The organism is Pseudomonas anguilliseptica (assembly GCF_021375795.1).
GTDB lineage: Bacteria > Pseudomonadota > Gammaproteobacteria > Pseudomonadales > Pseudomonadaceae > Aquipseudomonas > Aquipseudomonas anguilliseptica_A.
In genome coordinates, this window is record NZ_JAEIOI010000002.1 from 273,039 (window position 1) to 294,912 (window position 21,874).

19 protein-coding genes are annotated in these 21,874 nt (G+C 59.4%); 15 read left to right on the plus strand and 4 right to left on the minus strand.

Annotated features, from left to right (window positions below):
• The first annotated feature begins 165 nt into the window (after positions 1–165).
• From IOD17_RS09130 to IOD17_RS09140, 3 genes are read left to right on the plus strand one after another with little or no spacing between them, the layout of a single operon-like run.
• On the plus strand, positions 166–600 hold the full coding sequence (locus IOD17_RS09130; protein ID WP_233684789.1) for a thiol-disulfide oxidoreductase DCC family protein: 435 nt from the start codon (positions 166–168) through the stop codon (positions 598–600).
• Positions 593–982: a DoxX-like family protein gene (locus IOD17_RS09135; RefSeq protein WP_233684790.1), complete on the plus strand. Its 390-nt coding sequence runs from the start codon at positions 593–595 to the stop codon at positions 980–982. The genes IOD17_RS09130 and IOD17_RS09135 overlap by 8 nt, the downstream gene beginning before the upstream one ends.
• A 27-nt stretch (positions 983–1,009) precedes the next feature.
• Positions 1,010–2,788, plus strand: a complete 1,779-nt coding sequence (locus tag IOD17_RS09140) for an ABC transporter transmembrane domain-containing protein (RefSeq protein WP_233684791.1) — start codon at positions 1,010–1,012, stop codon at positions 2,786–2,788.
• Here IOD17_RS09140 and rhtA read toward each other — a convergent pair.
• The 3 genes from rhtA to IOD17_RS09155 all read right to left on the minus strand — a co-directional run bounded on the left by rhtA (position 2,785) and on the right by IOD17_RS09155 (position 4,661).
• Positions 2,785–3,657, minus strand: coding sequence for a threonine/homoserine exporter RhtA (rhtA, locus tag IOD17_RS09145; protein ID WP_233684792.1), 873 nt, complete (start codon positions 3,655–3,657; stop codon positions 2,785–2,787). The two genes, IOD17_RS09140 and rhtA, sit on opposite strands and share 4 nt — an antisense overlap.
• Before the next feature lie 74 nt (positions 3,658–3,731).
• On the minus strand, positions 3,732–4,013 hold the full coding sequence (locus tag IOD17_RS09150; RefSeq protein WP_090253248.1) for a pyrimidine/purine nucleoside phosphorylase: 282 nt from the start codon (positions 4,011–4,013) through the stop codon (positions 3,732–3,734).
• A gap of 96 nt (positions 4,014–4,109) precedes the next feature.
• Positions 4,110–4,661, minus strand: coding sequence for an exonuclease domain-containing protein (locus tag IOD17_RS09155; RefSeq protein ID WP_233684793.1), 552 nt, complete (start codon positions 4,659–4,661; stop codon positions 4,110–4,112).
• Positions 4,662–4,868: 207 nt separating this feature from the next.
• Here IOD17_RS09155 and IOD17_RS09160 point away from each other — a divergent pair, with 207 nt between their 5' ends.
• The 5 genes from IOD17_RS09160 (at position 4,869) to IOD17_RS09180 (ending at position 10,968) form a co-directional block, all read left to right on the plus strand.
• Complete coding sequence (locus tag IOD17_RS09160; protein ID WP_233684794.1) at positions 4,869–5,747, plus strand: NAD(P)-dependent oxidoreductase; 879 nt, start codon at positions 4,869–4,871, stop codon at positions 5,745–5,747.
• A 122-nt stretch (positions 5,748–5,869) separates the two neighbouring features.
• Positions 5,870–8,077: an EAL domain-containing protein gene (locus IOD17_RS09165; protein WP_233684795.1), complete on the plus strand. Its 2,208-nt coding sequence runs from the start codon at positions 5,870–5,872 to the stop codon at positions 8,075–8,077.
• Between the two features lie 11 nt (positions 8,078–8,088).
• Positions 8,089–9,984, plus strand: coding sequence for a sensor histidine kinase (locus IOD17_RS09170; protein ID WP_233684796.1), 1,896 nt, complete (start codon positions 8,089–8,091; stop codon positions 9,982–9,984).
• Positions 9,985–10,071: 87 nt separating this feature from the next.
• Positions 10,072–10,332 (plus strand): YkgJ family cysteine cluster protein, encoded by a 261-nt coding sequence (locus tag IOD17_RS09175; RefSeq protein ID WP_233684797.1) that lies wholly within the window; start codon positions 10,072–10,074, stop codon positions 10,330–10,332.
• Between the two features lie 33 nt (positions 10,333–10,365).
• A complete protein-coding gene (locus tag IOD17_RS09180; protein WP_233684798.1) occupies positions 10,366–10,968 on the plus strand; it encodes an START domain-containing protein in 603 nt (200 codons plus the stop codon).
• A gap of 66 nt (positions 10,969–11,034) precedes the next feature.
• On the opposite strand, the gene gltA is transcribed toward IOD17_RS09180, so the two are convergent.
• Complete coding sequence (gene gltA, locus IOD17_RS09185) at positions 11,035–12,309, minus strand: citrate synthase (RefSeq protein WP_233684799.1); 1,275 nt, start codon at positions 12,307–12,309, stop codon at positions 11,035–11,037.
• A gap of 362 nt (positions 12,310–12,671) precedes the next feature.
• Here gltA and sdhC point away from each other — a divergent pair, with 362 nt between their 5' ends.
• From sdhC to lpdA, 7 genes are all read left to right on the plus strand, one after another.
• On the plus strand, positions 12,672–13,046 hold the full coding sequence (gene sdhC / locus IOD17_RS09190; RefSeq protein WP_233684800.1) for a succinate dehydrogenase, cytochrome b556 subunit: 375 nt from the start codon (positions 12,672–12,674) through the stop codon (positions 13,044–13,046).
• On the plus strand, positions 13,040–13,408 hold the full coding sequence (gene sdhD, locus IOD17_RS09195; RefSeq protein ID WP_233684801.1) for a succinate dehydrogenase, hydrophobic membrane anchor protein: 369 nt from the start codon (positions 13,040–13,042) through the stop codon (positions 13,406–13,408). The genes sdhC and sdhD overlap by 7 nt, the downstream gene beginning before the upstream one ends.
• A gap of 3 nt (positions 13,409–13,411) precedes the next feature.
• The gene (gene sdhA, locus IOD17_RS09200) at positions 13,412–15,184 is read left to right on the plus strand and encodes a succinate dehydrogenase flavoprotein subunit (RefSeq protein ID WP_233684802.1); all 1,773 of its coding nucleotides are present in this window, start codon (positions 13,412–13,414) and stop codon (positions 15,182–15,184) included.
• Between the two features lie 11 nt (positions 15,185–15,195).
• Complete coding sequence (locus IOD17_RS09205; RefSeq protein ID WP_108488312.1) at positions 15,196–15,903, plus strand: succinate dehydrogenase iron-sulfur subunit; 708 nt, start codon at positions 15,196–15,198, stop codon at positions 15,901–15,903.
• Between the two features lie 250 nt (positions 15,904–16,153).
• Positions 16,154–18,985 (plus strand): 2-oxoglutarate dehydrogenase E1 component, encoded by a 2,832-nt coding sequence (locus IOD17_RS09210; protein ID WP_233684803.1) that lies wholly within the window; start codon positions 16,154–16,156, stop codon positions 18,983–18,985.
• 69 nt (positions 18,986–19,054) lie between these two features.
• Positions 19,055–20,275 carry a 2-oxoglutarate dehydrogenase complex dihydrolipoyllysine-residue succinyltransferase gene (odhB, locus tag IOD17_RS09215; RefSeq protein ID WP_233684804.1) on the plus strand — a complete coding sequence of 407 codons (1,221 nt, stop codon included), beginning with the start codon at positions 19,055–19,057 and terminating at the stop codon, positions 20,273–20,275.
• Positions 20,276–20,341: 66 nt separating this feature from the next.
• Positions 20,342–21,778, plus strand: coding sequence for a dihydrolipoyl dehydrogenase (gene lpdA, locus IOD17_RS09220; RefSeq protein ID WP_233684805.1), 1,437 nt, complete (start codon positions 20,342–20,344; stop codon positions 21,776–21,778).
• Positions 21,779–21,874: the final 96 nt, after the last annotated feature.

A 21,874-nucleotide genomic window follows, 5' to 3' on the forward strand; every position in this document is an offset into this window, starting at 1 on the left:
AGCCTGTTTACGATCTGCTGCGCGTCGGCCATCCTGCGTTAAAAACAGCCTCGGAATGCTCATTTACAACCAGTAAACTCCGCTTCCTCGGCTGTTTTTGCCTTGTCTGGCTCTAGCTCGCGAGATCGTAAACAGGCTCTAAGGGCTGCATTGAAGGAGTTGGGTATGCAGGAGCAAACACGTCCACCCCTTATCCAGCCAGGCGAGCGCGTGGTGCTGTTCGACGGGGTGTGCAAGCTGTGCAACGGCTGGGCGAAGTTTCTGATTCGTCATGACGTTAAGCAGCGCTTTCGCCTGGCCTCGGTGCAATCGGCCGAGGGCCAGGCGCTATTGGCCTGGGGCGGCTTGCCCACCGAGCGTTTCGATACCATGGCCTTGATCGAGAATGACCAGATGCTGCTGCGTTCGGACGCAGTGCTGCGCATCGTCGCGCAATTGCCTAAGCCATGGCGCTGGCTGGCCTGGCTGGGGTTGATTCCACGGCCTGTGCGTGACTGGTGCTACGACCGTATTGCCCTGAATCGCTACCGGCTGTTTGGGCGCTATGACAGCTGCCTGCTACCTAGCGCCGACCATGCCCGGCGCTTTTTGCATGACTGATCCGCGTTTGCTGCAAATCGCCTGGGTCGCACGTATCGCTCTGGCGCTGGTGTTTATCTGGCACGGCCTGGTGCCGAAGATTCTCTGGCTGAGCCCGGATGAGCTGGCGATGATCCAGGCGCACAACTTGCCGGCTCCCGAATGGGTGGCGCGCATTGCCGGGCTGGCGGAAATCATCCTGGGTTTATTGCTGCTGTGGCGGCGTCAGCGTTGGCCCTTGCTGCTGGCCGGCGTGCTGTTGATTGGCTTGCTGCTTGATGTGGCGCTATTGAGTCCCCATCTACTGCTGCAGGCATTCAATCCGCTGAGCACCAACCTCGCCGCCCTGGCGCTGTGTTGGCTGGCCTGGCGGGCGGAAACGCCGCAATCGCCTACTCATTAACGGGCGTCAGCGCCCCAGCGAGCCTGCATGCTTTCGATCCTGTCTTCCCGTCAGCGCAATGCCCTGCGTATGGCCTGGCGCTTTATTGCGCCCTATCGTGGTCGCGTGTTCGGGGCCTTGCTGGCGCTGATGTTTACCGCCGCCATCACCCTGTCGATGGGCCAGGGCATCAAGCTGCTGGTCGACCAAGGCCTGGCCACGCAGTCGCCGGCAGCATTGCAGCAGTCGATCGGGCTGTTCTTCGTGCTGGTATTGGCGCTGGCCATCGGCACCTTTACCCGTTTTTACTTGGTGTCGTGGATTGGCGAGCGTTTTGTCGCCGATATCCGCAAACGGGTGTTCAACCACCTGATCGAACTGCACCCGGGCTTTTATGAGAGCAACCGCAGCTCGGAGATTCAGTCGCGGCTGACTGCCGATACCACGCTGCTGCAATCGGTGATCGGTTCGTCACTGTCGATGGCGCTGCGCAACCTGATCATGCTGGTCGGCGGCAGCGTGTTGCTGGTGGTGACCAACGCCAAGCTCAGCGGCATCGTGTTGATGGCGTTGCCGCTGGTGGTCGCGCCGATTCTGATCTTCGGCCGCCGCGTGCGTGCGTTGTCGCGGCAGAGCCAGGACCGGGTGGCGGATGTCGGCAGCTATGTTGGCGAGGTGCTGGGACAGATCAAGACCGTGCAGGCCTACAACCACCAGAATGAGGACAAGCGCCGTTTCGGCCTGTCTGCCGAGGCCGCCTTCGATACCGCGCGCCAGCGTATCGCCCAGCGTGCCTGGCTGATTACCGTGGTGATCGTGCTGGTGCTTGGCGCGGTGGGGGTAATGCTCTGGGTCGGTGGTATGGACGTGATTGCCGGGCGAATTTCCGGCGGTGAGCTGGCGGCTTTCGTGTTCTACAGCCTGATCGTAGGCTCGGCCTTTGGTACCTTGAGCGAGGTCATTGGCGAGCTGCAACGCGCTGCGGGTGCTGCCGAACGTATCGCCGAGCTGTTACAGGCGCGCAATGAAATCACCCCGCCGGCGTCCGCTGCGTTGCATCTGACTCAGCCGGTGCTGGGCCGTATCGAACTGCAAGGGCTACGTTTCGCCTACCCGTCGCGGCCTGGCAGCTTTGCCGTGGATGGCATCGACTTGCAGGTTTCAGCGGGGGAAACCCTGGCCTTGGTCGGGCCATCCGGTGCCGGTAAATCCACGCTGTTTGATCTGTTGCTGCGCTTTTTCGACCCGCAACAGGGTCGCATCCTGATTGATGGCGTGCCGATCCAGCAGCTTGATCCGCGCGAATTGCGCAGCAGCTTTGCCCTGGTGTCGCAGAACCCCGCGCTGTTCTTCGGCTCGGTGGAGGACAATATCCGCTATGGCAAAACCAGCGCGACGCTGGCTGAAGTCGAAGCGGCGGCCAGAGCCGCGCATGCCCATGAGTTCATCATGAAGTTGCCGAATGGCTACCAGACTCATCTGGGCGATGCCGGGCTGGGGCTATCCGGGGGCCAGCGTCAACGCCTGGCGATTGCTCGCGCGCTGTTGGTGGATGCGCCGATTCTGCTGCTCGATGAGGCGACCAGTGCACTGGACGCCGAGAGCGAGCACTTGATTCAGCAAGCCCTGCCGCCGCTGATGGCAGGGCGCACGACTCTGGTGATCGCCCATCGGCTGGCCACGGTAAAAAGTGCTGACCGCATCGCAGTGATCGAGCACGGCAAGCTGGCCGCGATTGGCACGCACAGCGAGCTGGTCAACAGCAGTCCGCTGTATGCCCGTTTAGCCGAGTTGCAGTTCAGTAACGAGGCGGAGGCCGCTGTTTAAAGCGGCTTGGCTTTGGGGCGTATGGTCGCCGCTGCACCGGCCGAGGCGAGGATGATGGCGCTGATCGCCAGCCATTGACTGAGGGTCAGGCGCTCGCTGAGGAATAGCAGGCCAGAAAGCGCGGCAATCGCCGGCTCCATGCTCATCAGGATGCTGAAGGTGCGCGCGGGCAGGCGGGTCAGGGCGACCATTTCCAGGCTGTAGGGCAGGGCCGAGGACAGCACGGCGACGCCGAGGGCGACGGGCAGCAGGTCTAGGGAAAAAAGGCCGCTGCCGGCTTGCCACAGGCCAATCGGGAACACCAGCATGGCCGCGACGATGGTGCCGAGTGCCACAGTCTGCTTGCCGTGCTCAGCGCCGGCCTGTTGTCCGAAAACGATATACAGCGCCCAGCACAGCCCAGCCGCCAAGGCCAGGGCCATGCCGACCGGGTCCAGCGGCACCTCGCTTTGGCCGGTGGGCAGCAGCAGCCAGAGGCCGAAAACTGCCAGGGCGATCCAGACGAAATCCACCAAACGGCGTGACGACAACAGCGCCAGGCCCAGCGGGCCGGTGAATTCCAGAGCCACGGCGATGCCCAGCGGAATGGTTTTCAGCGAGAGGTAGAACAGCAGGTTCATACCGCCCAGTGACAGCCCGTAAGCCAGCAGCGAACGGCTGGACTTCAGCGTCAGCTTGGCCTGCCAGGGCCGCATCAGGATGCACAGGATCAGCGCGCCAAGGCTCAAACGCAGGGCCGTGGTACCGCTGGCGCCAATCTCCGGGAACAGCCCCTTGGCCAGGGATGCGCCGCTCTGGATCGAGGTCATGGCGATCAACAGCAACAGGATCGGCAGGATCACCAGAGAGAATTGCGTTGAGCGCGGCATGGCTGTTCCTTGGTTTTTGTTCGTTAATAAAAAAGCCGGCCACTGAGGCCGGCTTTCAGGCACCTGGCCGGGGCTTAGCGGTATTCACACAGGTAGGCGGTGTCGGCCGCTACCTTGAGCTGAAACTTGCTGTCGGCCGGTACGGTGAACTTGCTGCCGCTGGTGAAGGTTTCCCAGTTGTCGCTGCCTGGCAGTTTCACGGTCAGGGCGCCGGCGACAACGTGCATGATTTCCAGCTGGTTGGTGCCGAACTCGTATTCGCCTGCAGCCATCACGCCAATGGTGGCCGGGCCTTCAGCCATGCCGAAGGCGATGGATTTGACGGTGCCGTCGAAGTATTCATTGACCTTGAACATCTGCAGTTCCTCGATAAAGGGATTGAAAGCGCTGGCTGCCAGTTATGGCAGGCCATGGAAAAAGGCCCGCCAGTATGCCCAAGCGGTTTTTCTTCGTCATCTGCTTTGCGCAGGCAAAACCAGTGGCAGCAGCCGGGCGGTATTGCGCGCATCAGTGAGGGCGCGGTGCTGTTGACCCTGGAAGGCCAAGCCCGCGAGGTTGAGGGCCATCTTCAGGCCTATCGGCTTGGCCAGTTGGCGGGCCTCGGCAAAGCGTTTCTTCAGGTTGATGTGGGGGAGTTGGCTCAGGTAACTGTCCAGCCCATGGGCCAGCCATTCCTGTTCGAACTGACGGCGGTCATAGTCACCCCAGCTGGCCCAGCCGGCCAGTTGTGCCTGATGGCTCTGCAGCCAGCGCTCGAACTGCGCCCAGACCACCGAAAGCGGAGCGGCCGCATCCACATCGGCCTGGCTTATCTGGGTCAGCTGACGGCAAAAGTGCGTCAGATGCGGACGCCGGGTAGGGCGGACAAAGCGCTGAAAGTGCTCAACCTCATGGCCATCGCGAGTGACCAGGCTGGCGCCGATTTCGATGATTTCCATTTCTGTGACTGGCCAGCCACCGTCTTCGGTGGTGGCTTCCAGGTCGATTACCAGCCAATGCTGCATAAGCCCTCCTTTGCCTGTGGCGAGTATGGAAGCGGAATCGGCTGCGGGTAAAGCCTGTCTGTCGGCTGCATCCATACAGTTTTGTCCTTTGGCTGTGCTGGTATTGGCCGCAGGTGGCGGGCATGCTTGCAGCCTAGGGGCTGAGCGGCGCGTAATGCGGCGCTGGGCGGTACGAGCGGTAACTGAAATCAGCGTAGAGGTGTTGGCATGGCAAAGGTGGCGTTTATCGGGCTGGGGGTGATGGGCTACCCGATGGCGGGGCATCTGGCGCGTGCTGGCCATCAGGTGTGTGTGTATAACCGCACGGCCGGCAAGGCTGTGCAGTGGGCGAGTGAGTATGCCGGTAGCCATGCGCCAACCCCGCGTGAAGCCGCTGCTGGCGCCGAGTTTGTAATGGTCTGTGTTGGCAATGACGATGACCTACGTGGCGTGGTGCTGGGTGCCGACGGTGCCTTCGCTGGCATGCAAGCGGATGCCGTGCTGGTTGACCACACCACCGCGTCGGCCCACGTAGCGCGTGAACTTGCTGCACAGGCCAGCCAGCTGGGGCTGGGCTTTCTAGATGCCCCGGTTTCCGGTGGCCAGGCCGGCGCACAGAACGGTGTACTGACCATTATGGTCGGCGGCGCAGAGGCCACCTACGCCAAGGCCGAGCCGGTACTGCAGCCCTATGCTCGCATGACGCGTCTGATGGGGGAGGCCGGCAGTGGTCAACTGACCAAGATGGTCAATCAGATTTGCATTGTTGGCTTGGTCCAGGGATTGTCCGAAGCTCTGCATTTTGCCCAGTGTGCGGGCCTTGATGCTCATGGCGCCATGGAAGTGATCGGCAAGGGGGCTGCGCAGTCCTGGCAGCTGGATAACCGTCACAAGACCATGCTGGCCGGCGAGTTCGAACATGGTTTTGCCGTGGACTGGATGCGCAAAGACCTTTCTATTTTGCTGGATGAAGCGCGTAGCAATGGCGCGCAGTTGCCTGTCACTGCGCTGGTCGATCAATTCTATGCCGATGTACAGAGCATGGGCGGCGGCCGTTGGGACACCTCAAGCCTGCTGGCCCGCCTGCAGGGGCGCAAAACCCGCTGAACTTGCTCGTGCGCACCTCGCGCGCGGATTGCCTGACGTCTGGAGTGGGCCGTCTATACTGAGCTGACAACCAGTCAGGAATCGGTTGTGTTCCCACTCCATCAGGTATGCGGGCAGCTTTCATGGATGAGCAATTTGCGTTCAGCGACGACGAACTTCCCGGCCCTGTAAGCCAGCGTGTGTGGCGTGTGCTGGCGGTTGATGACGATGCCGATTTCCAGCGCGCGACTGCCTTTGCCCTGAGTGAACTTGAGGTACTGGGTGGTCGAGTTGAGCTGATGCAGGCATTCAGCTGCCGCGAAGCCCTGGCAGTATTGGCTCAGCAGCAGGATATCGCCCTGGTGCTGCTCGACGTCGTAATGGAAACCGAAGATGCCGGCCTGCGCCTGATCCAGTCTCTGCGTGAGGTGCTTGGCAACCGTGACACCCGCGTGGTGCTGCTGACCGGCGAGCCAGGGCTGGCTCCGGCCCATGAGGTGATGCGTGATTACGATATCAATGATTACTGGGCCAAAAGTGAGCTGAGTGCCGAGCGCCTGCTGACTGTGCTGACGGCCGCCGTCCGTGGTTACTCCCAGTTGCGCGCGGTGGCCATTGCCCGGCGTGGCTTGCAGATGATTGTCGAGTCGAGCAATGCGCTGTTCTGCTCGAAGAACACCCGTGAACTCTCAGCCAAGATCCTCTCGGAAATCAGCTCGCTGCTGAATCTGCAAACCGAAGGCGTGGTCTGTATGCGTCTGGATGACGGCCAGGATGCTGTGGCGCTGGCCGTGCGTATTGTCGGCGCCAATGGCCGTTTCAGCGGCACTGTCGAGGGCAGTCTGGAGAGCCTGGACGCGCCCCTGGTGGCAGGGGCCCTACGTCAGTGCTTGTTGGAACAACAGACCTTGCGCCTGCCTGATGCTGCGCTGCTGTTCTTTCCGCGTTTCCAGGCTGGTGCGGACTACGCCTGCTATGTGGCCAGTGAGCGCACTCTGGATGACACCGAGCTGGAACTGCTAAAAGTGTTCAGCGCCAGTATCAGCCGTGGTCTGTACAACGTTGCGCTGTTCACTCGCCTGGAGGAAATGGCCTACCAGGATGACCTGCTGAAGATCCCCAACCGTAACGCGCTGATCCGCATGCTGGACATGACCCTGAAGTCGAATGGCAAGGATCAGTCAGTGCTGGTGTTGATCGACATCGATAATTTCTCCGGAGCCAATACGGCCTTTGGTACAGGCTATGGCGACTTTATCCTCGGCCTGGTGGCCAAGAAGTTGCGCGATGCCTTCAGCAGTGAGGTGCTGATTGCGCGAGTGCGTGATGACCTTTTTGCCATTCTCGGTCCGCAGACACAGGTACGGGCGGCGGAGATCGTGGCGCTGTTTCGCCGACACAAACGGCCCTATGAACTGGGGCAGGTGCACAGCCTGAGTAGCGTGACCATGCACCTTGCCGACTTTACCGGTTCAGCCAGTGTGGCTTTGCAGGATGCCTTGTTGACCCTCAAGCAGGCCAAGCGCCTGGGCCATGATCAGCATGGTGTTTACGATCCACGCTTGCAGAGTGCGCACGCCGAGTCGTACCGCATGCTGCTGGCGCTGCGTGATGCAGTCGAGGCTGGGCAGATCAGCGTGGAGCTACAGCCGCAGATTGATCTGCGCACGCAGCGCGTCACCGGGGTGGAGGCATTGGCACGTTGGCGCAAGGCCGATGGCAAGATGGTGCCACCGCTAAGCTTCATTCCCCTGGCCGAAGCCACCGGTTATATCCTGCCGTTGGGCGATTTGCTGATGCGCCTGGCGCTGCAGGCGGCCAAGCAACTGGCCGATGCGGGTTACCCGCAGATTCGCGTGGCGGTCAACGTCTCTGCGCCGCAACTGCTCCAGCACGATTTTATCGAGCGTTTCAGCTCTCACCTGCAGGCCGCCGGGGTTACACCCCAGCAGATCGAAGTGGAAATCACCGAATCGGTGGCCATGCGCACTTTCGATACCGTGTGTGAAAAGCTTAGGGCCCTGCGTGCCATGGGGGTGGAGGTGGCGATTGATGACTTTGGCACCGGTTTTTCCTCGCTCAGCTACCTGCGTTTGCTGCCGGCAGATCGCTTGAAGATCGACCGCAGCTTTATTTTGGAGATTGGCGAGGTCAGTGATCAGCAGATGATTGCCGAAGCGGTCATCCAGATCGCCGCGCGGGTCGGAATGCAGGTGATCGCCGAAGGTGTGGAAACCCAGCAGCAGGCCGACTGGATACTCAGTCATGGTTGTCGGCAGGCGCAGGGTTACCTGTTTGCCAAGCCGATGGCATGCGCAGAGCTGCTGGACTGGCTCGGCTGTTGGTCCTAGTGCCAGCGCTGATGGTTGAAGCAGTCTATCGCAGGCTATTGGTGCGTCCGGTAAGGCGTTATCTACTGCTGCTGTTTGTGCCATGGAGCGTACTGATCCTGTTGCTGATGGTATTGCTCTACGAGCGCCTGTTGGATGCGCGGCTTGATCCGTTGCTGCGCGATCAGCAGGTTAGTCTCAATGAAGGTGTGGGGGTGCTCAATCGTCATCTGGCCATGTTGCGTGGCAATGTGCAGTTTCTGATTCAACAACCCCTGTTTGCCGAGGTGCTCGCCAACCCCAGTGCGGAAAACCGGCATGCCCTGAGCCAGTTATTTGTCGAGTTCGCTCGCAGTACCGCCAGTTATGACCAGATTCGCTGGTTGGACGAACGTGGGGCCGAGCAAGTGCGTGTGGATTGGCATGACGGTGCACCGCAGGTGCGCGCCCAGGCAGAACTACAGAACCAGGCGCAGCATTACTATTTTGTCGAAACCATGAACCTGGATCGAGGTCGTTTCTACCTGTCGCGTTTCGACCTTAACAAGGACTTCGGCGTGGTCGAACGACCGCTAAAACCGACCTTGCGTGGGGCTCAGCCGATCTTTGACAGTGAGGGCAAGCGCCGCGGCATTCTGGTGCTCAATTACCTCGGTCAGGTGCTGTTGCAGCGTCTGGCCGAGGTTTCTCGGAGCTATGGCAACAACCTGACGCTGGTCGATCATGAAGGTTACTGGTTGTTGGCTGCTGCCGAGCAGGATGCCTGGGGCTTTGATCTGGGCAAACCCGATGCCACTCTGGCCAGTCGCTACCCGGCCAGTTGGCAGCGTATGCAGAGCGCGCGCAATGGCGTGTTTACCGACGCTGCCGGGGTTTGGGCATTTGCCACATTCGACCCTTACCAGCGTAGCGTGCGGGCTTCCGATGCCGGTGAGCAATGGTTGCTGGTTTCCCATTTGCCCCGTGTGCAGGTGCAGGCGTTGCGGGTCGAAGTCTTCTGGCTGGTGCTGCTGTTTGTCTGCGTGACGTTATCAATGGGCATGTTGGTGGCTATCCGCCTGGGCTTGGGCGAGCATGAGCGCGACCAGGTGCGTCAGGCGCTGGAGGTCAGCGGTCAGGCTTTGCAACAGAGCAATGACGAGCTGCGCGACACGGTGGATCAGTTGCAACGTACCCGTGGTGCGCTCCTGCAGGCGGAAAAACTGTCTTCGTTGGGTACCCTGGTGGCAGGCGTAGCGCATGAGCTGAACACCCCAATCGGTGCGGCCAGCGTTGCGGCCTCGGCCCTGGAGGCAGGCAACCAGACGGTGCAGCGTGGTCTGGAGGAAGGGTTGCAACGCTCCGTGCTGGAAAAATTTCTGCAGCGCAACGATGAAGGCCTGGCGATTATCCGCAACAGCTTGTCGCGTATGGCACAGCTGACTCGGGCCTTCAAACAGTTGGCCAGCGACCGTGCCAGTACCGAGCGACGGACCTTCGATCTGGTCGAACTGGTGCGTGAGGTGTTGCTGTTGTTTACCCCGAGGCTGAAGCAGGCAGCGCAACAGGTGGTTCTGGAGCTGCCTGATGGATTGCTGCTCGACAGCTACCCAGGGCCGCTGGGGCAGATTCTGCAGAACCTGATCGACAATGCCCTGACGCATGCGTTTACTAGCGACGAGCCGGGGCTGGTTACAGTGCGTGCCGAGCATGATGTGCTGCGCCATGAGTGCGTGATAGAGGTGCGTGATAACGGCTGTGGCATGAGTGGTGAGGTGCTGAGCAAGATTTTCGACCCGTTCTACACCACTCGACGCGGGCGTGGCGGCACTGGCTTAGGCCTGCATATTACCCATCAACTGGCGGTGGATATCCTCGGTGCTGAACTGCAGGTACGCAGCACTGTAGGGCAGGGGACACAGTTTCGGTTGCGCCTACCACTCGCCTGAATCTATGCACTTCAGGCTGCTAAGACTGATCAGGGCATCGTAAAATTGTTCGGTTACCGATTTCTGTTGTAGCTGAGGTTTGCCCTGATGAATTGCCGTGCTGGTTGCGGTGCCTGCTGTATTGCTCCTTCGATCAGTTCGCCCATCCCAGGTATGCCGCACGGCAAGCCTGCTGGTGTGCGCTGTGTGCAACTGGATGCCAACAATTACTGTTTGATCTTCGGCAGGCCGGAGCGCCCGGCTGTGTGTTCGTCTTTTCAAGCGGATGTCGAGGTGTGTGGCAGTACTGACGAGCAGGCTATTCAGTTGCTCGGTTGGCTGGAGCAGAGCACTACTGTGTCGCACTGATACTGAATGCAGGTTCATCGTGATGGGGGCGTAATGAAGCGAGTTGGTCAGTGGTTTCTGGGGAGTTGCCTGCTTCTGGCTGCCAATCTGATACAGGCGCAGCCGTGGCGACTGGTCAAGGATGAGGCCGGGATACAGGTCTATCTGCAGACCATTCCTGGCTCAAGTTTCCAGGCTTTTCGCGGTGTGACGCGCATGCGGGTGAGCATGCCCAGGCTGTTGGCCTTGCAAGATGATGTCAGTGCGGCGTGTCACTGGATTCATGCTTGCAGCGAGCAGAAGTTGCTCGCCCATGACGGCAAGCAAAGTTGGGCCTACACGCGCTTCCACACGCCCTGGCCGGTCCAGCGGCGCGATTCGATTTTGCAGGTCACCACCGAGCAGGCCGCCGATGGCAGTGTGACCCGTGTTTTGCACGGGGTGGCGGATTATTTACCGCAACAGTCGGGGTTTGTTCGTGTCAGCAAGGTCGAAGGGTTCTGGAACCTGACGCCTCGTGACGGTGAGATCGAGGTGATCTATCAGGTGCATTCCGAGCCTGGCGGCAGTGTGCCGGCGTGGCTGGCCAATAGCTTTGTCGTCGATGCGCCGTTCAATACCTTGCAGGCGTTGCGCCAATTGGCGGAAGAGCAATAGAACTGCCTGCAACAAGAAGCAAAAAAGGCTGCCCGAGGGCAGCCTTTTTTATGCAGCATCACTGAATTACTTGTTCAGATCACGCTGCTTGTAGCCAGTGTACAGTTGACGCGGGCGGCCAATTTTGTACGGGCTGGAGAGCATTTCCTTCCAGTGCGAGATCCAGCCGACGGTGCGCGCCAGGGCGAAGATCACGGTGAACATGCTGGTCGGGATGCCGATGGCCTTGAGGATGATGCCCGAATAGAAATCGACGTTCGGGTACAGGTTGCGTTCCTTGAAGTACGGATCGGTCAGGGCGATCTCTTCCAGGCGCATGGCCAGTTGCAACTGCGGGTCGTTGGTGATGCCCAGTTCCTTCAACACTTCGTCGCAGGTCTGTTTCATCACGGTGGCGCGCGGGTCGCGGTTTTTGTAAACGCGGTGACCGAAGCCCATCAGTTTGAACGGATCGTTCTTGTCTTTGGCTTTGGCGATGAACTTGTCGATGTTTTCCACGCTGCCGATTTCGTCGAGCATGGTCAGCACCGCTTCATTCGCCCCGCCGTGTGCCGGGCCCCAGAGGGCGGCAATACCGGCCGCGATACAGGCAAACGGGTTGGCACCCGAAGAGCCAGCCAGGCGTACGGTGGAGGTGGAGGCGTTCTGCTCATGGTCGGCGTGCAGGATAAAGATCTTATCCATGGCCTTGGCCAACACCGGGCTGATCGGTTTGATCTCGCATGGGGTGTTGAACATCATGTGCAGGAAGTTTTCCGCGTAGTTCAGGTCGTTACGCGGGTACATCATCGGCTGACCCATGGAGTACTTGTAGGTCATAGCGGCGATGGTTGGCATCTTGGCGATCAGGCGCATGGCCGATACTTCGCGGTGATGCGGGTTATTGATGTCCAGGGAATCGTGGTAGAAGGCCGACAGGGCGCCGACTACACCACACATGATGGCCATCGGGTGAGCGTCACGGCGGAAGCCGTTGAAGAAGGTCTTCAGTTGCTCGTGAACCATGGTGTGGTTCTTGATGGTGCTGACAAACTTGGCTTTTTCTTCTGCGTTTGGCAGTTCGCCGTTGAGCAGCAGGTAGCAGGTTTCCAGGTAGTCGGATTGCTCTGCCAGCTGTTCGATGGGGTAGCCGCGGTGCAGCAGGATGCCTTGGTCGCCGTCGATGTAGGTGATCTTCGACTCGCACGAGGCGGTGGACATAAAGCCAGGATCAAATGTGAAACGGCCCGTGGCGGTTAAGCCCCGTACGTCAATTACATCGGGACCAACGGTGCCGGTTAAAATGGGCAGCTCGACGGGGGCTGCGCCCTCGATGATCAACTGCGCTTTTTTGTCAGCCATGTGTGGCCTCCTAGTTATGCTTGAAATCATCTGACTGCCCCCCACGCAGGGCCCGCACCACTATAGTGAGATAAATTCGAATGTCAATTTGCGAGAACCCAGGCGGCAGAAGGGTTTGCGGGTTGTTTTCGGGCTTTTAAAGTGGCTCTTTACGCCATTTATTAGAGGTGCGCAATGCGCTTTTAGGTAGGGGGCTTTGCGTTGTCATTAGTAACCTAACTGTCTATACTCTGCGCCCAGCTACCAAGGGCTTTAGCCTGCCTTTTGGTAGTTGTCACTCCTTGGGTGATGGGTACCTGACCAGTGCACTTCCCGACAACTTTGCCCTGATAGTTAGGGGCTCTCAGTGTGATAAAAAAGCCGTGAATAGCCAAAGACCTGTAAACCTCGACCTTAGGACGATCAAACTTCCTATCACTGGCGTTACGTCATTCCTTCACCGTGTTTCTGGAATCATTCTGTTTTTCGGCATTGCCGTGCTGCTTTACGGGCTCGACAAATCGCTGGCATCTGCAGAAGGTTTTGCCGAGGTGAAAGAGTGCTTGACCAGCCCGCTGGCCAAGTTTGTGATTTGGGGTCTGTTGTCCGCTCTGCTGTACCACCTGGTGGCTGGTATTCGCCACTTGATCATGGACATGGGCATCGGTGAGACGCTGGAAGGCGGCAAGCTGGGTTCGAAAATCGTTATCGTCGTATCGGCGATCGTGATCGCGCTGCTGGGGGTGTGGATATGGTAACCAACGTCACGAATTTCTCGCGTTCGGGTCTTTATGACTGGATGGCGCAGCGTGTTTCCGCTGTCGTCCTCGCGGCTTATGTGCTTTTCCTGCTGGGCTATGTGGTGTGCAACCCAGGCCTGGGTTATGCCGAATGGCAGGCGCTGTTCTCCAATAACGCAATGCGTATCTTCAGTCTGTTGACCCTGGTGGCACTCAGTGTTCACGCCTGGGTTGGTATGTGGACAATTTCCACCGACTACCTGACGCCAATGGCGCTGGGTAAGTGGGCGACTGTCGTGCGTTTTCTGTTCCAGGCCGCGTGTGGCGTTGCCATGTTCGCGTTCTTCGTCTGGGGCGTGCAGATTTTTTGGGGTAACTGATCCATGACAAGCATTCGCACTCTTTCTTATGACGCCATCATTGTTGGTGGCGGCGGCGCGGGTATGCGCGCTGCATTGCAGTTGGCTCAGGGTGGTCATAAAACCGCAGTAGTCACCAAAGTTTTCCCAACTCGTTCGCACACTGTGTCTGCTCAGGGTGGCATCACCTGCGCTATCGCTTCGGCTGATCCGAATGACGATTGGCGCTGGCACATGTACGACACCGTCAAGGGTTCCGACTATATCGGTGACCAGGACGCTATCGAGTACATGTGTTCTGTTGGTCCGGAAGCCGTATTCGAACTGGAGCACATGGGTCTGCCGTTCTCCCGTACCGAACAGGGTCGCATCTATCAGCGTCCATTCGGCGGTCAGTCCAAAGGCCCGAATAACCCGACTCAGGCTGCACGTACCTGCGCTGCTGCTGACCGTACCGGTCACGCCCTGCTGCACACCCTGTACCAGGCCAACCTGAAAGCTGGCACCTCGTTCCTTAACGAGTGGTATGCCGTGGATCTGGTGAAGAACCAGGACGGCGCCATCGTCGGCGTTATTGCCATCTGCATCGAAACCGGCGAAACCGTTTATATCCGTTCCAAGGCTGTGGTTCTGGCCACTGGCGGTGCTGGCCGTATCTACGCTTCCACCACCAACGCCCTGATCAACACCGGTGATGGCGTGGGCATGGCCCTGCGTGCCGGCGTACCGGTGCAGGACATCGAAATGTGGCAGTTCCACCCGACTGGCATCGCCGGCGCCGGTGTACTGGTCACCGAAGGTTGCCGTGGTGAAGGTGGTTACCTGATCAACGCCCATGGCGAGCGTTTCATGGAGCGTTATGCGCCGAACGCCAAAGACCTGGCCGGTCGCGACGTGGTTGCTCGTTCCATGGTCAAGGAAGTCATCGCCGGCAACGGCTGTGGCCCGGACAAGGATCACGTACTGCTGAAGCTCGACCACCTCGGCGAAGACGTGCTGCACAGCCGTCTGCCAGGTATCTGCGAGCTGTCGAAGACCTTTGCCCACGTTGACCCGGTCGTCGCTCCGGTTCCGGTCATCCCGACCTGCCACTACATGATGGGCGGCGTGCCGACCAACATCCACGGTCAGGCCATCACTCAGGATGCCAACGGCAACGACAAGATCATCGAAGGCCTGTTCGCTGTAGGCGAAGTAGCCTGCGTATCGGTACACGGCGCTAACCGTCTGGGCGGCAACTCGCTGCTCGACCTGGTGGTGTTCGGCCGTGCTGCTGGCCTGCACCTGGAAAAAGCGCTGAAAGAAGGCGTGGAAGTCCGTGGCGCCAGCGAAACCGACATTGAGCTGTCGCTCAAGCGTCTGGCCGGTGTCAACGAGCGCACCAGTGGCGAAGATGTCGCGCCGCTGCGTAAAGAACTGCAACAGTGCATGCAAAACTACTTCGGTGTATTCCGCACCGGCGAGTACATGCAGAAAGGTATTACCCAACTGGCCGACCTGCGTGAGCGCATCGCGAGCGTCAAGATCGCGGACAAGAGCCAGGCATTCAACACTGCGCGTATCGAAGCATTGGAACTGCAGAATCTTCTCGAAGTGGCAGAAGCCACCGCGATCGCTGCCGAGGCTCGCAAAGAGTCCCGTGGTGCTCACGCCCGTGAAGATTTTGAAGAGCGTGACGACGAAAACTGGCTGTGCCACTCCCTGTACATTCCAGGTGAGAAACGCGTCAGTAAGCGTTCGGTCAACTTCACGCCGAAGACAGTTCCAGCGTTTGAACCCAAAGTCCGGACTTATTAAGGGTGCCTGATATGTTGCAAGTCAGTGTATATCGCTACAACCCGGAGAAAGATGCTGCTCCGTTCATGCAGGATTTCCAGGTCGACACCGGTGGCAAGGACATCATGGTTCTTGACGTTCTGGCGCTGATCAAGGAACAGGACGAGGGTTTCTCCTACCGTCGCTCCTGCCGTGAAGGCGTTTGCGGTTCCGACGGCATGAACATCAACGGCAAGAATGGCCTGGCCTGTATCACTCCGCTGTCCGCAGCGGGGCTGAAAGGCGGCAAGCTGGTGATTCGCCCGCTGCCTGGCCTGCCGGTCATTCGTGACCTGGCTGTCGATATGAGCATCTTCTACAAGCAATACGAAAAGGTGCAGCCATTCCTGCAGAACGATACGCCGGCTCCGGCCATCGAACGTCTGCAAACGCCGGAAGAGCGCGAGAAACTGGACGGTTTGTACGAGTGCATTCTGTGCGCGTGCTGCTCCACCAGCTGCCCGTCGTTCTGGTGGAACCCCGACAAGTTCCTCGGCCCGGCTGCATTGCTGCAGGCTTATCGTTTCCTGGCGGACAGCCGTGATACCAAGACCGAAGAGCGTCTGGCATCGCTGGATGATCCGTTCAGCGTGTTCCGTTGCCGCGGCATCATGAACTGCGTGAACGTTTGCCCTAAAGGTCTCAATCCGACCAAGGCGATCGGTCACGTACGCAACATGCTGCTGCAGAGCGGTACCTGATTCACGGTTGTTTGCTAAACCTGTAACACCTGCGGCGCTGGCTTCAAACCCAGCGCCGCAGTTATAGCCAGGACTACGGCTCACAAAGCGGTAGTTCCTAATTTTGAAAAATATGACGACCAGCAGGGGCATCCGGGCTGGTGCCCGGACTATCTGCGGGATCCGTAGTGGCTTACCAGTCGCTGCTTCAGGACTGGCAAACCATGCGGTTTCTACGCCGGTGGTGTCCCCTTACCGAGGGTGACCAAGCATGCAAGAAAGCGTGATGCAGCGCATGTGGGACAGTGCCCACCTATCCGGTGGTAACGCTGCCTATGTGGAAGAGCTCTATGAGCTTTACCTGCACGATCCCAACGCTGTGCCAGAAGAGTGGCGCACTTACTTCCAGAAGTTGCCGACTGACGGCAGCGCCGCCACAGACGTATCGCACTCCACGATTCGCGATCATTTCGTCCTGCTCGCTAAAAATCAGCGCCGCGCCCAACCGGTGTCTGCTGGTAGCGTGAGCAGTGAGCACGAGAAGAAGCAAGTCGAAGTGCTGCGCCTGATTCAGGCTTATCGCATGCGCGGCCATCAGGCTGCCCAGCTCGATCCGCTTGGTCTCTGGCAGCGTCCTGTTCCAGCGGATCTGGCGATCAATCACTACGGCCTGACCGATGCCGACCTGGACACCACTTTCCGTACCGGTGGTCTGTTCATTGGCAAGGAAGAGGCTACTCTGCGCGAAATTCGCGATGCGTTGCAGCAGACATATTGCCGCACCATCGGTGCCGAGTTCACCCACATTGTCGATTCCGAGCAGCGCAGCTGGTTCCAGCAGCGTCTGGAAAGCGTGCGTGGCCGTCCACAATTCTCCGTGGACGTGCAGAGCCACCTGCTTGAGCGTCTGACCGCAGCTGAAGGCCTGGAAAAGTACCTGGGCACCAAATACCCGGGCACCAAGCGTTTTGGTCTGGAAGGCGGCGAGAGCCTGATCCCGTTGCTCGATGAAGTGATCCAGCGTTCCGGCTCCTACGGCACCAAGGAAATCGTCATCGGCATGGCCCACCGTGGCCGTCTCAACGTGCTGGTCAACACCTTCGGCAAGAACCCGCGTGACCTGTTCGACGAGTTCGAAGGCAAGAAGACCGAAGGTCTTTCTTCCGGTGACGTGAAATACCATCAGGGTTTCTCTTCCAACGTGATGACCGCTGGCGGTGAAGTGCACCTGGCGATGGCGTTCAACCCGTCGCACCTGGAAATCGTCTCTCCGGTGGTCGAGGGCTCGGTACGCGCCCGTCAGGACCGTCGCAGCGATGCCAGCGGCGAGAAAGTGCTGCCGGTTTCCCTGCACGGTGACGCGGCATTCGCCGGTCAGGGTGTGGTCATGGAAACCTTCCAGATGTCGCAGACCCGTGGCTTCAAGACGGGCGGCACTATCCACATCGTGATCAACAACCAGGTCGGCTTCACCATCAGCAACCCGCTGGACTCACGCTCCACCGAGTACTGCACCGATGTGGCGAAGATGATTCAGGCGCCGATCCTGCACGTAAACGGCGATGATCCGGAAGCCGTACTGTTTGTGACTCAGCTGGCCGTCGATTACCGCATGCAGTACAAACGTGACGTGGTCATTGACCTGGTCTGCTACCGCCGTCGCGGTCACAACGAGGCCGACGAGCCGAGCGGCACCCAGCCGATCATGTATCAGCAGATCACCAAACAGCGCACCACCCGTGAGCTGTATGCCGATGCTCTGACTGCCGCCGCGCGCCAATCGGTTGAAGAAGTTCAGGCCAAGATCGACGAATACCGCACGGCCCTGGATAACGGCCAGCATGTGGTCAAGAGCCTGGTCAAAGAGCCGAACAAAGAACTGTTCGTTGACTGGCGTCCGTACCTGGGACATGCCTGGACCGCGCGTCACGACACGCGTTTCGAGCTGAAAACCCTGCAGGAACTGTCCAACAAGCTGTTGGAAATTCCAGAAGGTTTCGTGGTTCAACGCCAGGTGGCGAAGATCCTTGAAGACCGTCAGAAGATGGGTGCCGGTGCGCTGCCGATCAACTGGGGCTACGCCGAGACCATGGCCTACGCGACCCTGTTGTTTGAAGGCCACCCGATCCGCATGACCGGCCAGGACATCGGTCGCGGCACCTTCTCGCACCGTCATGCGGTGCTGCACAATCAGAAGGACGCCAGCGCCTTCGTGCCGTTGAAAACCTTGTATGAAGGTCAGCCGAAGTTCGAGTTGTATGACTCCTTCCTTTCGGAAGAAGCTGTACTGGCCTTCGAATACGGTTATGCCACCACCCAGCCGAATGCGCTGGTGATCTGGGAAGCCCAGTTTGGCGACTTCGCCAACGGTGCTCAGGTGGTGTTCGACCAGTTCATCTCCAGTGGCGAGCACAAGTGGGGCCGTCTGTGCGGCCTGACCATGCTGCTGCCGCACGGCTATGAAGGGCAGGGGCCTGAGCACAGCTCGGCGCGTCTGGAGCGTTACCTGCAACTGTGCGCCGAGCACAACATGCAGGTGGCGGTACCGACCACCCCGGCTCAGATCTACCACTTGCTGCGCCGTCAGGTGATTCGCCCGCTGCGCAAGCCATTGGTCGTATTGACGCCGAAGTCGCTGCTGCGCCACAAATTGGCCATCTCGACCCTGGAAGATCTGGCCGAAGGCTCGTTCCAGACCGTGATCCCGGAATTGGATGCACTCGATCCGAAGAAAGTCGAGCGCCTGGTGCTGTGCAGCGGCAAGGTCTACTACGACCTGCTGGAGAAGCGCCGCAACGAAGGTCGCGAAGACATCGCCATCGTGCGTATCGAACAGCTCTATCCGTTCCCGGAAGAGGACCTGGCCGAGGCAATCGCCCCGTACAAGAACCTCAAACACATCGTCTGGTGTCAGGAAGAGCCGATGAACCAGGGCGCCTGGTACTGCAGCCAGCATCACATGCGTCGCGTGGCGACAGCGCACAAGAAAGCGCTGTTCCTCGAATACGCTGGTCGTGATGCCTCTGCCGCACCAGCCTGTGGTTATGCATCGATGCACGCCGAACAGCAGGAAAAACTCCTGCAAGACGCCTTTACTTTTTAACGCCTTCGCGCAGCAGGCGGCCAACTGGGCCGCCTGCTAGAAGAAACCGAATTTAAGGAACCCCACACAATGGCTATCGAGATCAAAGCCCCTACTTTCCCGGAATCGGTTGCCGACGGCACCGTGGCCACCTGGCACAAGAAACCGGGCGATGCGGTCAAGCGCGACGAGCTGATCGTCGACATCGAAACCGACAAAGTAGTGATCGAAGTGCTGGCCGAGGCCGACGGCGTCCTCGCGCAAATCATCAAGAATGAAGGCGACACCGTTCTGTCCAACGAACTGCTGGGCACCCTGGGTGAGGGCGGTGCTGCTGCGCCAGCACCGGCTCAGGCTGCTGCCGCACCAGCTCAGGCCGCTGCACCCGCTGCCGCGGGCGATGACCAGATCCTGTCCCCAGCTGCACGCAAGATTGCTGAAGAAAACGGCATCGACCCGAACAGCATCGCCGGCACCGGCAAAGGTGGTCGTGTAACCAAGGAAGACGTGGTTGCTGCCGTCGAAGCGAAGAAGAACGCGCCCGCTGCTGCACCGGCTGCCAAGCCTGCTGCTCCAGCTGCTGCCGCTCCGGTATTCGCCACCGGCGACCGTACCGAGAAGCGTGTGCCGATGACCCGTCTGCGCGCCAAGATCGCCGAGCGCCTGGTCGAGGCTCAGTCCTCCATGGCCATGCTGACCACCTTCAACGAAGTCGACATGACCGAAGTCATGGCACTGCGTTCGAAGTACAAGGACCTGTTCGAGAAGTCCCATAACGGCGTGCGCCTGGGCTTTATGTCGTTCTTCGTCAAAGCCGCTACCGAGGCGCTGAAGCGCTTCCCGGCTGTCAACGCCTCGATCGACGGCAACGACATCGTTTACCACGGCTACGCCGACATCGGTGTTGCGGTGTCCAGCGACCGTGGCCTGGTGGTTCCGGTGCTGCGTAATGCCGAGCTGATGAGCCTGGCTGAAATCGAAAGCGGCATCGCCACCTTTGGCAAAAAAGCCAAAGACGGCAAGCTGTCGATCGAAGAAATGACTGGCGGCACCTTCACCATCACCAACGGTGGCACCTTCGGTTCGATGATGTCGACGCCGATCGTCAACCCGCCGCAAGCCGCGATCCTGGGGATGCACAACATCATCCAGCGTCCGATGGCAGTGAACGGTCAGGTGGTTATCCGCCCGATGATGTACCTGGCGCTGTCTTACGACCACCGCCTGATTGATGGTAAGGAAGCCGTGACCTTCCTGGTGACCATCAAGAACTTGCTGGAAGACCCGGCGCGTCTGCTGCTGGATATCTAAAAGCCAGTTTCTCCCACGGCGGCTCTGTGTACAGGGCCGTCCGGTTTATTCGAGAAGGAATACGTTATGACCCAGAAATTCGACGTGGTAGTCATCGGTGCCGGCCCTGGTGGCTATGTAGCGGCCATCAAAGCAGCGCAGCTCGGTCTGAAGACTGCCTGCATCGAGAAGTACCAGGACAAAGAGGGCAAAATCGCTCTCGGCGGTACCTGCCTGAACGTCGGTTGCATTCCGTCCAAGGCGCTGCTGGACAGCTCCTGGAAATACCACGAAGCGCATGAAGGCTTTGCCATTCACGGTATCGAAGCCAAGAGCGTGACCATCGATGTGCCGGCGATGATCGGTCGTAAGGCCAACATCGTGAAAAACCTCACCGGTGGTGTTGCCACCCTGTTCAAGGCCAATGGCGTGACCCTGCTCGAAGGTCACGGCAAGCTGCTGGCGAACAAGCAGGTTGAAGTCACCGGTTCCGATGGCAAGACGCAGATCGTTGAAGCCGCAAACGTGATTCTGGCCTCTGGCTCCAAGCCGATCGACATTCCGCCAGCTCCGGTTGATCAGGACGTGATCGTCGATTCCACTGGTGCCTTGGAATTCCAGAGCGTGCCGAAGAAACTGGGCGTGATCGGCGCTGGCGTCATCGGTCTGGAACTGGGTTCGGTGTGGGCGCGTCTGGGTGCGGAAGTGACCGTGCTGGAAGCGCTGGACAAGTTCCTCCCGGCTGCCGACGAGCAGATCTCCAAGGAAGCGCTGAAAACCTTCACCAAGCAGGGCCTGAAAATCCGTCTGGGCGCTCGCGTGACCGGTTCGGAAGTGAAGAAAAAGCAGGTTACCGTCAACTTCACCGACGCCGAAGGCGAGCAGAAGATTGTCTTCGACAAACTGATCGTGGCTGTGGGCCGTCGCCCGGTGACCACTGATCTGCTGGCGGCTGACAGTGGCGTGACCCTGGATGAGCGCGGCTTCATCTATGTTGACGACCAGTGCGCGACCAGCGTGCCGGGCGTCTACGCCATCGGTGACGTGGTGCGTGGTGCCATGCTGGCTCACAAAGCCTCGGAAGAGGGCATCATGGTTGCTGAGCGTATCGCTGGCCACAAAGCCCAGATGAACTACGACCTGATCCCTTCGGTTATCTACACCCACCCGGAAATCGCATGGGTCGGCAAGACTGAGCAGCAACTGAAGGCTGAAGGTGTTGCCGTCAACGTTGGCACCTTCCCGTTCGCGGCCAGCGGCCGTGCCATGGCAGCCAACGACACTGGCGGTCTGGTCAAGGTGATCGCCGATGCCAACACCGACCGTGTTCTCGGTGTACACGTGATTGGCCCAAGCGCTGCCGAACTGGTGCAGCAGGGTGCAATCGGTATGGAGTTCGGCACCAGCGCCGAGGATCTGGGGATGATGGTCTTCTCCCACCCGACGCTGTCTGAAGCACTGCACGAAGCAGCTCTGGCGGTGAATGGCCACGCCATCCACATTGCCAACCGCAAGAAGCGTTAACACGTTGTTGGTCTGAGCCGTTGCCTGCGTCGGCGTTGTGTACCGACGCAGGTGCAGCTCAGGCAGAAAGAACCACGGCAGATGGCCCGCGTACAG

Bases quoted from the DNA above. Each gene is read 5' to 3' on its own strand.
- IOD17_RS09210 (WP_233684803.1), top strand. From the start codon at position 16,154: ATGCAAGAAAGCGTGATGCAGCGCATGTGGGACAGTGCCCACCTATCC.
- IOD17_RS09160 (WP_233684794.1), top strand. From the start codon at position 4,869: ATGGCAAAGGTGGCGTTTATCGGGCTGGGGGTGATGGGCTACCCGATG.
- IOD17_RS09180 (WP_233684798.1), top strand. From the start codon at position 10,366: ATGAAGCGAGTTGGTCAGTGGTTTCTGGGGAGTTGCCTGCTTCTGGCT.
- sdhA (WP_233684802.1), top strand. From the start codon at position 13,412: ATGACAAGCATTCGCACTCTTTCTTATGACGCCATCATTGTTGGTGGC.
- gltA (WP_233684799.1), bottom strand. From the start codon at position 12,309: ATGGCTGACAAAAAAGCGCAGTTGATCATCGAGGGCGCAGCCCCCGTC.
- IOD17_RS09135 (WP_233684790.1), top strand. From the start codon at position 593: ATGACTGATCCGCGTTTGCTGCAAATCGCCTGGGTCGCACGTATCGCT.
- IOD17_RS09205 (WP_108488312.1), top strand. From the start codon at position 15,196: ATGTTGCAAGTCAGTGTATATCGCTACAACCCGGAGAAAGATGCTGCT.
- rhtA (WP_233684792.1), bottom strand. From the start codon at position 3,657: ATGCCGCGCTCAACGCAATTCTCTCTGGTGATCCTGCCGATCCTGTTG.
- IOD17_RS09155 (WP_233684793.1), bottom strand. From the start codon at position 4,661: ATGCAGCATTGGCTGGTAATCGACCTGGAAGCCACCACCGAAGACGGT.
- IOD17_RS09175 (WP_233684797.1), top strand. From the start codon at position 10,072: ATGAATTGCCGTGCTGGTTGCGGTGCCTGCTGTATTGCTCCTTCGATC.
- IOD17_RS09170 (WP_233684796.1), top strand. From the start codon at position 8,089: ATGGTTGAAGCAGTCTATCGCAGGCTATTGGTGCGTCCGGTAAGGCGT.
- sdhD (WP_233684801.1), top strand. From the start codon at position 13,040: ATGGTAACCAACGTCACGAATTTCTCGCGTTCGGGTCTTTATGACTGG.
- IOD17_RS09140 (WP_233684791.1), top strand. From the start codon at position 1,010: ATGCTTTCGATCCTGTCTTCCCGTCAGCGCAATGCCCTGCGTATGGCC.
- lpdA (WP_233684805.1), top strand. From the start codon at position 20,342: ATGACCCAGAAATTCGACGTGGTAGTCATCGGTGCCGGCCCTGGTGGC.
- IOD17_RS09130 (WP_233684789.1), top strand. From the start codon at position 166: ATGCAGGAGCAAACACGTCCACCCCTTATCCAGCCAGGCGAGCGCGTG.
- IOD17_RS09150 (WP_090253248.1), bottom strand. From the start codon at position 4,013: ATGTTCAAGGTCAATGAATACTTCGACGGCACCGTCAAATCCATCGCC.
- IOD17_RS09165 (WP_233684795.1), top strand. From the start codon at position 5,870: ATGGATGAGCAATTTGCGTTCAGCGACGACGAACTTCCCGGCCCTGTA.
- odhB (WP_233684804.1), top strand. From the start codon at position 19,055: ATGGCTATCGAGATCAAAGCCCCTACTTTCCCGGAATCGGTTGCCGAC.